Consider the following 12,541-nt stretch of genomic DNA (forward strand, 5'->3'; position numbering starts at 1 on the left):
AAGGTATTCAATTCAAAAGGCCATTAATGAATATCCTGCAAATGGACATGAACCTGCTGAAAGTGCTCTATCTGTTGACCTGTACCGGATCCAGTCAGAAAACGGCGGACAAGTTGGGCATCAGCACCTCAGCCGTCAGCCATGCGTTGGCTCGCCTGCGTGAAGTGCTGGATGAACCTTTATTTCGCCGCGAGGGACATCGCCAGGTACCTACACTTTTTGCCCTGTCACTTAAAGAAAAACTGGCGCCGCTGTTCTCTTCACTGGACGGCGAATTGTTCGGTCATGTGCAGGATGTGCCACGGAACTTCACCCTGGTTGCACCACCGGCGCTGCATCCAATTTTACTGCCACTGTTGGCGCAGAAAAGCACTCTCGTCAACGCGGATATCCGCTGCCAAAACTTTGAGCGACGCTCATGGCGCAATGAACTGTTGGAAGGCAGTATCGATATGGTGATCGCAGTCGGCGATCATCAACAGCGCACCAGCGCACTGTGTTATGAACTCATTGGCAGCACCCGGCTGGTGGCGGTATTTGGGCCGCCTTTGCAGCCTGTGTTGCAGCACAAGAGTGGGCTGGCCTTCAGCGAATTGGCAGACTACGCACACTATTACTGTCATCCCTGGCCTCAGGCGGAAAATGAACTGGATCGCCAGTTGGAGCGCCAGGGGTTGCAGCGCAGGATCCAACTCAGCTGCGCTGACTATGCCCAGCTACCGCCGGTGCTGCGAGCAGCTCAGCTGATGGCGGTAGTTCCGCAGCCATGGTTCAGCGCGCAGCCGGATAAACAAGGGCTGTTCACCCTGCCTATTCTGGACAATCTGGCTATTGGTCATCTGTTTTCGCACTATAGACAGGGGGAATTGGAGTGGAAAAAACGGCTTATCTCCACGCTTCATACACAACTGCGGCCCTATTATCAGTAACGCCGGTCAGAAACCGAATTCGCTCAGTGCCGCAATCTCATCCGGACGACGGCCAAGCGGCCAGTGGAACCGACGATCCTGTTCGCGGATTGGCATATCGTTGATGCAGGCGTGTCGATTAATCATCTGACCGTCCGGATTAAACTCCCAATTCTCGTTGCCAAAACTACGGTACCAGTTGCCGGAGTCATCACGCCATTCGTAGGCAAAACGCACCGCGATACGCGCCCCATCAAACGCCCAGAGCTCCTTAATCAGCCGATACTCCAGCTCTTTTGCCCACTTACGCTGTAAGAACGCGCAGACGGCCTCACGGCCATCAACAAACTCCGCCCGGTTACGCCAGTGAGTATCCACAGAATAGACCTGTGAGACTCGTTCAGGATCGCGGCTGTTCCAGGCATCTTCCGCCAGACGGACTTTCTCGATGGCCGATTCACGGGTAAACGGCGGTAGCGGGGGTTTAATGCTCATAGCTCACCTCTGCGGGTTATAATCAAGTAGACAGGTTTGTCTACACGATTAAGCTAGCGCATGTAGACAGAGTTGTCTACAATCATTCAAGCCAATATTTCAGGAGATATTTCGATGCCTGCTACTCCCAGCGCTCTGCCGCCGCGTCAGCGTATCCTGCTGACTGCCCATGATTTGTTTTACCGCGATGGGGTACGCGCGACCGGTATCGATCGCATCATCAGCGAGTCAGGCGTGGCCAAGGTGACGTTTTATCGTCACTTCCCCAGTAAAAATGAACTGATTGAAGCGTTTCTGGCCTACCGTCACGATCAGTGGCTGAGCTGGTTCAGTCTGTCGCTGGAGCAGCATGTCGCGCGGTCAGGAGATGTGATGCTCGCGTTGGTGCCTTGTCTCGAAGAGTGGTTCAGCGATCCCCACTACCGTGGTTGCGCGTTTATCAATACAGCGGTGGAACTGGCGGACATGCTACCGGAAAGCCTAATCATAGCCCGCCGACATAAGGCGCAGATGGCAGAAGTGCTTGCCCGCTACCTGCCCGCCGGTCCTGAACAGGAACAACAGGCAGAGATGCTGGCGATGTTGATCGACGGAGCGATCGTCAAGGTGCAAATTGAGCAGCAGGCACAGAACGCACTACTGCTCCTGAACGAAATGCTGAACGCCTTGGCCACCGCCTGGAACCATCAGTAATTAGCCCAGATCCCCGGTGTGACCAGCTCCAGCAGATGATCATCGGGATCGCGGAAATAAATACTCTCTCCACCCTGTTCCCAACTCATGCGCCCTTCTATCGCTACGCCATGTGCCGTCAGGTGTTGTTCCCATTGCGGTAATTGTTCTTTCGCTACTGCCAGGCCAATATGCAGTGGCCCACTGCCGTCATGTGGAGGGATGTACCCTTCCGGGTAATGCGCGCCTTTCACCGAGTCGCCTTCAATGAACAACAGCAGCACGCTTTGTTGGCCCACGTCATAGGCGCGAAAACGCTCGTTGGCCACCATCGCTGAAAGCTTTAATACCTGCTGATAGAAAACCGCGGCACGCTCGATATCTTTGACGTACAGCACCGTTTCAACCACTCGATCTATCTTGAGTTCCATATTAGCCCCCTGACTTATCTATATGGCAGAAGTTTAGGTAAACCCCGGCACATCGAAATAGCAATCCGTGCCGCTAAAATTCCAATTTGTGCCAAACCGCAGGCAAAAAAAACGCGGCCCGAAGGCCGCGTGATCATATCCACACTCTGTTGCTTAGAACTGGTAAACCAGGCCCACGGCAACCACGTCGTCGGTGTTGATACCGGCAGATTTGGTGAAGTCGTTTTCGTCCATCAGGTTGATTTTGTAATCAACGTAGGTAGACATATTTTTGTTGAAGTAGTAAGTCGCGCCCACATCAACATACTTCATCAGATCCTGATCGCCGTAACCGCGATCGATGTCTTTGCCTTTAGACTGCAGGTAAGCCACGGATGGGCGCAGACCGAAGTCGAACTGGTACTGAGCAACAATTTCAACGTTCTGCGCTTTATTAGCGTAACCGTAAGTGCTGCTGTTGCTGCTACCGAAGCGGGTTGCGTTGTAAGACTGGGTATACATCGCTGCCAGGTAGACGTTATTGGCATCATATTTCAGACCGCCGCTGTAGGCCTCAGCCTTGTCACCACGGCCCAGAATGCCAGGGTTGTTATTGCCATTTTGATCGTTGGTGCGGTCGGAAGAGAAGTACGCCGCTGCAGCGCTGATGCCGTAGCCCAGATCGTAAGACGCGGACATACCATAACCGTCACCGTTCTGTGCCAACACGTCACGACCATTGTTGGATTCGGTAGCGCTGTCGTTTTTACCCTGGTATTGCAGAGCAAAGTTCAGACCGTCAACCAGACCAAAGAAGTCTGAGTTACGGTAAGTCAGCACGCCATTGGTACGCTGGAACATGAAGTTGTCCGCACCGTAGGTATCGCCACCGAACTCTGGCAGTACGTCGGTCCAGGCGCCGATGTCGTACAGCACGCCGTAGTTACGGCCGTAATCCAATGAGCCGTAATCGCCGAATTTCAGACCGGCAAAGCCAACACGGGTGAAGTTATTGTTGTCTTCACTTTCTGCGCGGTTGAGGTTTGCCTGATATTCCCACTCACCATAACCGGTCAGTTGGTCGCTGATTTGTGTTTCGCCACGCAGGCCAAAACGCATATAAGACTGGTCGCCATCGGAGCCTTTATCGTCGGAGAAATAGTGAAGACCATCGATTTTACCGAACAAATCCAGTTTATTACCGTCTTTGTTGTAGATTTCCGCCGCGCCTGCAGTGCCTGCAACCAGCAGAGCGGGTACTATCAGTGAAAGTACTCGAAGTTTCATCGTTATTATCCTCGTTAATTATGTCGAACTATGGCCACTGCCCTTTTGAGCATTATTAGCACGACTGTGCATTACCATTCTGGTAACAAGGGTTATATTAATCCAGAAAGAAAATGATACCAAGTATCCGATAGTGTTTCATTGTGATTAATAAAGGTTTCCAAATGTAAATTTGCGCGAACTTCCACAAAACATTACAGACAAACAAAATAAGGCACACAATGCCAAAAAATACATTTATAGATATAAAATCAGTTAGTTATACAAAACTTTAAGAAAAAACAGACTGATATACAAAACTCACCACTGATAAGCACATTGTGCCAAAAACATCTCATATCTCTGACGTTATAATAATCCCGCTATCATCATTATTTTCATTATTACCTTCATTATCTGTAAGATAATTTTTGTACATTTCGACCGGCTTCTGGCCGGTTTTTTATTATTTTACATTTTCTTCACATTTCATCTTTATCCGCACTTTTTGCCAAAAAATAATCACCTATAGATATTATCCCCCTAATTAACTTTCGCACTAATCGCTAATTTATTAGCCTGATTTAGGCTATGAATTAATCGCATTAATTAGGAGAGCGTTTTATTGCTAAAACACCTTCAGCTTAAGTCGGCATTCGGTTTGGGGAAGCAACATTGGCTCATCCTGCCTATTTTGATAGCCTGTGCAAAATATCCCGAAGAGATGACCCATGCTATTTCAACCCGAAGCGTTATGGCGTCGGCTGCAAAGCTCCCCTTTCCGCGCCAGGTTCCGCCTGAACCCCAAAGACCAACTTTACTTTGATACCAAAGGGTTGCCGCTGATCCTCAGCCACGCACGAGATTTTATCGAGCAACGGCTGGCGGCCCCTTTCCCGAAAAATGACGGTAAGCAAACCCCGATGCGTGGCCATCCGGTATTTGTCGCTCAGCATGCCACCGCCACCTGTTGCCGGGGCTGTCTGGCCAAGTGGCATGACATTCCCCAGGGGCAAGCGCTGGATGAGCAACAAAAGCGGTACATTGTGCAAGTCATTGCCTTGTGGCTGGAGCGACGAGCAGGCGCAAAGGCCGATGACAGCGCGAATCCTTTCGACCCGGATCGCGGATTGTGATAAAAACACTCCATAACTTTCAGCCCGCATTTCCACAATAGATCCTGATGCCCACATGACATCCACCTTGTGTAATGAACAGCAAAAACCCGGCGTCCCGGCCCAGATTGCAACTCGGTTGGCTTTCTTTGTCGCCGGCTTTGGTATGGCCGCCTGGGCACCCTTGGTGCCGTTTGCCAAAGCACGTATCGGCATAGACGATGGCTCGCTGGGTCTGCTGCTGTTGTGCATTGGCGCAGGTTCGATGTTAGCGATGCCGTTAACCGGCTTCCTGACCGGCAGGTTGGGCTGTCGACCGGTGATCCTGCTCGCTGGCCTGGCGCTGTGTATTGATTTACCCCTGCTGGTTCTGATGAACACCACCACCGGTATGGCGTTGGCCCTGCTGCTGTTTGGTGCGGCGATCGGCATGATCGACGTGGCAATGAATGTGCAGGCGGTGGTAGTCGAGCGCGCCAGCGGCAAGGCAATGATGTCCGGTTTCCATGGTTTCTTCAGCGTCGGCGGTATCGCCGGTGCCGGCGGCGTCAGCCTGATGCTGTGGCTGGGACTGTCACCCTTGCTGGCAACCTGGGTCACCGTATTGACCATTGCCGCGCTGCTGATGCTGGCCAGTCGCAATTTATTGCGCGAAAGCGGCGGTGAAGAAGGCGGGCCGATGTTCGTGCTGCCTCGTGGCTGGGTGATGTTTATCGGTATCCTGTGCTTCATTATGTTCCTGGCGGAAGGCTCGATGCTCGACTGGAGCGCCCTGTTCCTCACCACCCTGCGTGGGGTTGACCATAGCCAGGCAGGATTAGGCTATGCGTTGTTCTCCATCACCATGACTATCGGCAGGTTGAACGGCGATTGGGTAGTGAACCGGCTGGGCAGATATAAGGTATTGCTGCTGGGTAGCCTGTGTGCGGCCATTGGCCTGAGCCTGGCCATTGTGTTCAACAACGCCATGGTTTCACTGATTGGGTTTATGCTGGTGGGCCTGGGGGCTTCCAACGTGGTGCCAATCCTGTTCAGTGCGGCGGGCAACCAACATGATATGCCGGCCAATCTGGCTATCGCCTCAGTGACCACCGTGGGCTATGCCGGCATTCTCGCCGGACCAGCACTGATCGGCTTTATCGCCCAGTTCTCCAGCCTGACGGCGGCCTTTGCCTGCGTTGCAGTATTACTCCTGGCAGTCACCGCCAGTGCCCGGGCCATAACCCGTTGATTCAGGAATGCGCAGTCAACTATGCAAAATAAACAACTGACCATCAGCTCAAGCAATATTACCCGCTGCTTCCTGTTATTTTCCGTACTGCTGACGATAGCCATCGGCTTGTATGGCTACAACTACACCAACGCCTGGCTGGCAGAAAAGAAATATGCGCTGAACAGCATCGCCAACGGCCTGCAAAAGCGTATCGACAACTACCGCTACATCACTTATCAGATCTACGACAAATTCGGTAATGCGCCGTCATTGAATGTCGATCCCAGCCTGCAGGAAACCCGGCTGCGCCCGGACGTTTATTACCTGGAGAAGCCGCATAAAAAGACCGACGCGGTTATTTTTGGCAGTCATGAAGAAAGCACTCTGGCGATGATCGCCAATATTTCAGACTATCTGGACACCCGTTGGGGGGCCAAGACTGAAAATTACGCCATGTATTACCTTAACGGGCAAGATAACAGCCTGAGTCTGATCACCACCCAGCCGCTGAAAGAACTGGCCTCACGCTTCAAGGAAAGCTATCTGACAACCTCGGCAGAGGATCGTCGGGCCGAAATGCTGCAACAAGCCAATATGCTCGACGAGCGTGAAAGTTTTTCCGCGTTGCGCAAACAACGCTTCCAGAACACCTATTCGTTTTCAATCCGCACCACTTTTAACCAGCCGGGTCATTTGGCCACGGTGATCGCCTTCGACCTGCCGATTAACGACATCATCCCCATCAATATGGCGCGCGCCAACTTCATGCTGTTGCCTGACGATAGCAGCATGGATGACGGAACCTTGCCGTTGGATACGGCGACCAGCACCGGCATAGCGATGAGCGGCAGTTGGGTGGAGTTCAGCGCTCCCCTGCCTAATTCGCCGCTGAAAGTGGTTTACCGCGTCTCCGCTATCAGCCTGGCGATCGACCTGCTGCGGAACAATATCTGGCTGATCGCCATCAATCTGTTGCTGTTGGCGCTGTCGTTGGTGGGTATTTACTTTATCCGTCGCCAATATATCCGCCCGAGCGAGAATATGGCGGTTGAACTTGAAGCCGAACGCGCACTGAATCAGGAAATCATCGCCAGCCTGCCTTCCGGCCTGCTGGTGTACAACTTCGCCAGCAATACGGTGATCGCCAGTAACAAGATCGCCCAACACCTGTTGCCACATTTAAGCCTGCAAAAAATCGCCCATATGGCCGAACAGCATCACGGCGTTATTCAGGCTACGGTCAACAATGAAGTGTATGAGATCCGCATTTTCCGCAGCCAACTGTCGCCGGAAACCTACCTGTTCCTGCTCAACGATCAGGACAAGGAAGTGATGGTTAACAAGCGGTTGCAGCAGGCGCAGCGCGAGTACGATAAAAATGTCCAGGCACGCAAACTGATGCTGCATAACCTGGGCATTGAGCTGAACCAGCCGGTGCGCCAGATGCACGATCTGGCCGATCGCCTGCGTACGCAAGCGGATGAAGAACAGCAACAAGCGCTATTGAAGCAACTGACGGTACAATCGTCGACGGTGCTGGGGCTGATTGAAAACATCACCCTGCTCACCCGGCTGGAAACCCAGGACTGGCAGCCTTCGCGTCACCCCTTTAGCCCATCGGCCCTGATAGATGAATTACTGCAGGAAGCCCTGCCATCCATCAATCAAAAAGGTCTGTCGTTGTTCAATCATTTCCATCTTGATGTCGAACAGCAATATATCGGGGATGCCAATGCACTGCGCAAGGTGATCTCACTGCTGGTGCATTACGCCATTATCACTACCGCCTGCGGCAAGATTTCGCTGGTGATCGATCATGAGCCCGAGCATCCCGATCGCCTGGTGTTCCATATCAATGACACCGGATCGGGCATTTCCAACGAAGAGATCAGCAACCTGAACTATCCGTTCCTTAGCCAGACGCTGGTGGATCGTTTTAATCACGGCTCCGGCCTCACCTTCTTCCTGTGTAATCAACTGTGCAAAAAGCTCAATGGCCAGTTGGATATCCGCAGCAAGATTGATATCGGCACCCGCTACACCATCCGCGTGCCGATGGAAATGGAGAAAAAAGAGACGGAAGCGCAGGAAAAGCTGCTCGACGGTGTGACCGCATTGTTGGACATCACTTCTGAAGAAGTGCGTGGCATCGTCACCCATCTGTTGCACGCCTACGGTGCAAGCTGCATCGTTGCCGACGAACGCCAGATTAATCGCGACTACGACGTATTGCTGACCGATAACCCGCAAAGAGCAGACGATTACACCCTGTTGCTGACCAGCGATGAAGCCGGATGGCAGCAGCTTGAAAAACGGTATATTCGGGTAAACTATAACCTGAGTGGTGCGATGATAGACGCCGTGCTGATGCTGATTGAGCAGCAAATGGCCGCGTTGGAACAGCAGGAAAGCGCGCTTTCACTGACCGCCGATGACATCCAACTCTATGAAAAACAATTGAAATCAAGTGATTACTATGGCCTATTTATTGATACAGTACCCGACGATGTCAAAAAACTGTATACTGAGGCGGGCAGCAGTGATTTCAATGCTCTGTCACAGACAGCACACCGCCTGAAAGGCGTGTTTGCCATGTTAAATCTGCTTCCCGGCAAGCAACTGTGTGAATCGTTAGAACAGCACATCGCAGACGGTGATGCGCTCAAGATCGAGAATAACATCAGTCAGATTGATTTTTTCGTCAGTAGACTGCTGCAGCAAGGTAGCCAACAACATGAATAACCTGAACGTAATTATTGCTGATGACCATCCTATCGTACTGTTTGGCATCCGGAAGTCACTTGAGCAAATTGAATGGGTGAATGTCGTTGGGGAGTTTGAAGACTCAACAGCACTGATCAACAATCTGTCCAAACTGGACGCGAACGTCCTGATCACCGACCTTTCGATGCCGGGTGATAAGTATGGCGACGGCATTACGCTGATCAAATACATCAAACGCCATTATCCGCAGTTGTCGATCATCGTTCTGACCATGAACAACAACCCGGCTATTCTTAGCGCCGTGCTGGATCTGGATATCGAAGGCATCGTGCTGAAACAGGGTGCGCCGACCGACCTGCCGAAAGCGCTGGCCGCATTGCAGAAAGGCAAGAAGTTCACGCCGGAAAGCGTCTCCAAACTGTTGGAGAGGATCAGCGCCAGCGGTTACGGTGATAAGCGTCTGTCACCGAAAGAGAGCGAAGTACTGCGCCTGTTCGCCGAAGGTTTCCTGGTGACCGAGATCGCCAAGAAACTCAATCGCAGCATCAAAACCATCAGTAGCCAAAAGAAATCGGCGATGATGAAGTTGGGTGTTGAGAACGATATTGCGCTGCTCAACTACCTCTCCTCTGTCAGCATGGCACCGCTGGACAAAGACTAAAATCCCGGTAGTTAACAGAGGGCGCGGCATTTTGCTGCGCCCTTTTGCTTTCAGACGTCTTCTGACTCAGCCCGCGTACGACGCACCTGCTGGCTGTAATACCCCAAAGTCTGCTCCAGCGTTTCCAGCGTCACCGGTTTCGACAGGCAGTTATCCATCCCCGCCTCAATACAGCGCTGCTTCTGCTCCGCCAGGGCATTCGCCGTCACGCCGATCACCGGAGCGGTAAAGTGCAACTGGCGCAAACGCTGGGTCAAAAGATAGCCATCCATGTTGGGCATGTTGACGTCGGTCAGCACGATATCGACAGTATTGCGATTCAGTACGTCGAGTGCATCTACCCCATCATTGGCGGTCACCACCTGATAGCCCAGTGAGCCAAGCTGGTCGGACAGCAACCGGCGGTTAATCGGGTGGTCATCCACCACCAGCAAATGAATATCCCCGTTGTCTACCCTGCTGGCCTTGGCCGGTACCGGCAATTGCATCAGGCTATTGCCGCTTTCATCACGGGTACCAAACAAACGGTTGAGCAGCGTCAGGGTTTCACGCGGCGTCGAGGTACTGTGCATCCAATAGCCCGGCCGGGTTTCCTGCGACGGGCCAATATGCTCGGTAGTGAACTGGATCTGTGCCAGCAGTGGCGTGTTGACCATCAGTGGGTGATCGCTGAGCATCACATCCCCTGCGGCGGTATCCTGCCCCTGGTGACGCAGTACCGTAGCTCCATAACCACCAAGGATCTCCATCAGGTAACTTTCCAACCGCTGGTTGCGGATATCCAGCCACAGAGTTTTACCTTGCCAGGTATCGCTGGGCTGCGGGATCGGGAACTGGGCGTTAAACAGCGGAATGCGAATGGTGAACAGACTGCCTAATCCCGGCTCGGATTCAACGGCAATGTCGCCATCCATCATGTTGATCAGCTTTTCGCAAATCGCCAACCCCAGCCCGGTGCCCTGGAAATGGCGTTGCACACCACTACCGACCTGGAAGAACGGATCGAACAGACGGGTGATTTCTTTCTCCGGAATGCCGACCCCGGTATCGCGAACGCTGAATTCCAGATAGCTACCACGCGTACAGACTTGCAGAATGATGCAGCCAGTATCGGTAAACTTAATCGCGTTGTTCAACAAGTTCGACAGTACCTGCTGCAAACGCACCGGATCGCCGGAAATGCGCTCCGGCACGTTCTGCTCGATAAAACAGTACAACCCCAACCGTTTCTTCACCACCAGCGGCAAATAGTTGCCGGCGATGTGGGTGATCACCTCCAGGCAGGAGAACTCACGCGGTTCAATCTTCAACTGCTCGGATTCAATTTTCGAGAAGTCCAGGATGTCGCTGATGATCTTCAACAACAGCCCGGACGAGTTGTTCATCGCATTGACCAGTCGATCAACGCCCTGCGGCAACGCCTTGGTCTGCAATAAATCGAGGTTGCCGATGATGCCGTACAGCGGCGTACGCAACTCGTGGCTGACGGTCGCCAGGAACATCGATTTGGATTGACTGGCCTGCTCTGCCGCCGCCGCCATCTCCTGTAGCGACTCTTCCATTTTCACACGTGCGCTAACGTCCACCAGCACGCAGATCGCCACATCCTCGTTGCGGTAACGGGAATGAACAAAGCTGATTTGCAGATTATTGTTATTACTGGTCATCACATCGACAAAATTCACCTGCTGTTCGCAGATGATGCGTGTAATGCGGTCACGGTCTTCGTGAGTCAGCAGGTTGATATAGTTGTGTGCCAGCTCATTACTCAGAATGTTGGTACCGTCACTGATGCGCAGAATACAAATGCCCACAGGTGCCGAGGCGACAATCTTACGGTTGAACTGCTCATGCTCCTCCAGCCGGAAAGCGTTGTCTTCCGCCGGCAGGAACATTTTTCGCTCAAACAGCCAGGCCAGGCTGAACAGCACGATGGCGGACAGCAGATTCAGCAGTACTGCATTGAGGATTAACATCCTGAAGCGTTCAACCACCGTCTGCACCGGCACGGCATAAACAATACTGAGCGATGACGGCGGCAGCGCCTTCTTCATGATCAGGTCGCGGTAGTTATCTACATAGCCAAAGTAAGCCGGATCGTCCGGATAGCTGCCGGGGGCCTGCGCATCGCGCTCGCCATCCACCAGCCGCAATATCGGTTGGTTATTCTCATCCAGCAGGGTTACACCGGTCGGCAAGCTGCCTGCGGTGACAAAGTCTTCCAGACGAATGGTCTGCTCAATACCCAGCAGCGCCTCAAGCTTGTTACCAATATAGATAGGCGTCAGCACATACAGATAACCGACATCCGGCCGCTGCTGGCTTGGGCTGATCCAGTACAGATTATTGTCTTTGTCCTGGTTCTTGGCATTACGGTATTTGAGGATGCGCTCATGCAGGGTTTTCAGCGCGTCGGCTCGGTTGGCCACACCGCTGCTGCTGCCACCAAACTCCGCCATGCATAAAGTGTCACCGTCGATGAAAAACACCCGGTTGAGATCGTAGGCCGCAACGAAATTCTCTTTCCAATACTGAATCAGTCCGCTCAGTGAATTGAGCGAGCTGCGATAAGTGGTATTAAGTGAACAGTTGGACTCTGAATACAGTGGTACAAACTCCAGTGGAGTGTTCTTGCCGGGGAAAATACCGCTGAACATGTCCAGGCTACTGACTGAGCCGTTGAGGCGGTTTTCCGCCATATATTTGATATCACGCATTATATCGGCCGAATGGCGGATATAGCCCTGCGCCTGATCGAAATTCAGATTGTAGTCCTGTCGAATGTCAGACTCTTTCTGGTGCAGGATATTCAGGATATAGAAGGTGGTGAGCAACGCCCCCAACGACCACAGCATTATCGCCAGCACCCGGAACAAATAGCGGGATATCTTTAACGTGGTGCGAAAAGAAGCTAAATATTTCAATCGGATACCATACAAAAGTGAGTGGCGACCAGCGCGTTCATATCAGAGCCGGGATCTCTGACTTGGGTCCGGCAATTAAACCATATAACTGAAAAAGGGCCTAGCATCGCTGCCAGGCCCTTTTAACCTCAGTGCGACAGGGGCGGCAAGCCA

The 12,541-nt window shown here is 52.5% G+C and carries 10 protein-coding genes; 6 read left to right on the forward strand and 4 right to left on the reverse strand.

The features are described from left to right. Nucleotides 1–26: 26 nt before the first annotated feature. The gene (locus NHG65_RS17925) at nucleotides 27–929 is read left to right on the forward strand and encodes a LysR family transcriptional regulator (RefSeq protein ID WP_499182504.1); all 903 of its coding nucleotides are present in this window, start codon (nucleotides 27–29) and stop codon (nucleotides 927–929) included. A 6-nt stretch (nucleotides 930–935) separates the two neighbouring features. Here the strand turns inward: NHG65_RS17925 and NHG65_RS17930 are convergent, their stop codons facing one another. Next, nucleotides 936–1,403: a nuclear transport factor 2 family protein gene (locus NHG65_RS17930; RefSeq protein WP_099061568.1), complete on the reverse strand. Its 468-nt coding sequence runs from the start codon at nucleotides 1,401–1,403 to the stop codon at nucleotides 936–938. A gap of 114 nt (nucleotides 1,404–1,517) precedes the next feature. On the opposite strand from NHG65_RS17930, the gene NHG65_RS17935 reads away from it, so the two are divergent. Then, nucleotides 1,518–2,096, forward strand: a complete 579-nt coding sequence (locus tag NHG65_RS17935; RefSeq protein ID WP_099061569.1) for a TetR/AcrR family transcriptional regulator — start codon at nucleotides 1,518–1,520, stop codon at nucleotides 2,094–2,096. Here NHG65_RS17935 and NHG65_RS17940 read toward each other — a convergent pair. Together NHG65_RS17940 and NHG65_RS17945 are read right to left on the reverse strand one after the other, a co-directional pair. Further along, on the reverse strand, nucleotides 2,090–2,506 hold the full coding sequence (locus NHG65_RS17940) for a VOC family protein (protein WP_099061570.1): 417 nt from the start codon (nucleotides 2,504–2,506) through the stop codon (nucleotides 2,090–2,092). The genes NHG65_RS17935 and NHG65_RS17940 overlap by 7 nt on opposite strands. 153 nt (nucleotides 2,507–2,659) lie before the next feature. Then, nucleotides 2,660–3,772 (reverse strand): porin OmpC, encoded by a 1,113-nt coding sequence (locus NHG65_RS17945; protein WP_099061571.1) that lies wholly within the window; start codon nucleotides 3,770–3,772, stop codon nucleotides 2,660–2,662. 710 nt (nucleotides 3,773–4,482) lie between these two features. Here NHG65_RS17945 and NHG65_RS17950 point away from each other — a divergent pair. From NHG65_RS17950 to rcsB, 4 genes are read left to right on the forward strand one after another with little or no spacing between them, the layout of a single operon-like run. Then, nucleotides 4,483–4,887 (forward strand): DUF4186 domain-containing protein, encoded by a 405-nt coding sequence (locus NHG65_RS17950; RefSeq protein WP_099061572.1) that lies wholly within the window; start codon nucleotides 4,483–4,485, stop codon nucleotides 4,885–4,887. A gap of 55 nt (nucleotides 4,888–4,942) precedes the next feature. Next, the gene (locus tag NHG65_RS17955) at nucleotides 4,943–6,097 is read left to right on the forward strand and encodes an MFS transporter (RefSeq protein WP_099061573.1); all 1,155 of its coding nucleotides are present in this window, start codon (nucleotides 4,943–4,945) and stop codon (nucleotides 6,095–6,097) included. A gap of 21 nt (nucleotides 6,098–6,118) precedes the next feature. Beyond that, nucleotides 6,119–8,821, forward strand: coding sequence for a phosphotransferase RcsD (gene rcsD / locus NHG65_RS17960; RefSeq protein ID WP_413477912.1), 2,703 nt, complete (start codon nucleotides 6,119–6,121; stop codon nucleotides 8,819–8,821). Further along, the gene (rcsB, locus tag NHG65_RS17965; protein WP_037420903.1) at nucleotides 8,814–9,464 is read left to right on the forward strand and encodes a response regulator transcription factor RcsB; all 651 of its coding nucleotides are present in this window, start codon (nucleotides 8,814–8,816) and stop codon (nucleotides 9,462–9,464) included. Before rcsD ends, rcsB begins: the two co-directional genes overlap by 8 nt. 50 nt (nucleotides 9,465–9,514) lie before the next feature. On the opposite strand, the gene rcsC is transcribed toward rcsB, so the two are convergent. Next, the gene (gene rcsC / locus NHG65_RS17970; protein WP_219016672.1) at nucleotides 9,515–12,388 is read right to left on the reverse strand and encodes a two-component system sensor histidine kinase RcsC; all 2,874 of its coding nucleotides are present in this window, start codon (nucleotides 12,386–12,388) and stop codon (nucleotides 9,515–9,517) included. Between the last annotated feature and the right edge of the window lie 153 nt (nucleotides 12,389–12,541).

Origin of the sequence: Serratia myotis, assembly GCF_027474885.1 — a bacterium.
GTDB classification, from domain to species: domain Bacteria; phylum Pseudomonadota; class Gammaproteobacteria; order Enterobacterales; family Enterobacteriaceae; genus Serratia; species Serratia proteamaculans.

Bases quoted from the DNA above. Each gene is read 5' to 3' on its own strand.
- NHG65_RS17925 (WP_499182504.1), top strand. From the start codon at position 27: ATGAATATCCTGCAAATGGACATGAACCTGCTGAAAGTGCTCTATCTG.
- NHG65_RS17930 (WP_099061568.1), bottom strand. From the start codon at position 1,403: ATGAGCATTAAACCCCCGCTACCGCCGTTTACCCGTGAATCGGCCATC.
- NHG65_RS17935 (WP_099061569.1), top strand. From the start codon at position 1,518: ATGCCTGCTACTCCCAGCGCTCTGCCGCCGCGTCAGCGTATCCTGCTG.
- NHG65_RS17940 (WP_099061570.1), bottom strand. From the start codon at position 2,506: ATGGAACTCAAGATAGATCGAGTGGTTGAAACGGTGCTGTACGTCAAA.
- NHG65_RS17945 (WP_099061571.1), bottom strand. From the start codon at position 3,772: ATGAAACTTCGAGTACTTTCACTGATAGTACCCGCTCTGCTGGTTGCA.
- NHG65_RS17950 (WP_099061572.1), top strand. From the start codon at position 4,483: ATGCTATTTCAACCCGAAGCGTTATGGCGTCGGCTGCAAAGCTCCCCT.
- NHG65_RS17955 (WP_099061573.1), top strand. From the start codon at position 4,943: ATGACATCCACCTTGTGTAATGAACAGCAAAAACCCGGCGTCCCGGCC.
- rcsD (WP_413477912.1), top strand. From the start codon at position 6,119: ATGCAAAATAAACAACTGACCATCAGCTCAAGCAATATTACCCGCTGC.
- rcsB (WP_037420903.1), top strand. From the start codon at position 8,814: ATGAATAACCTGAACGTAATTATTGCTGATGACCATCCTATCGTACTG.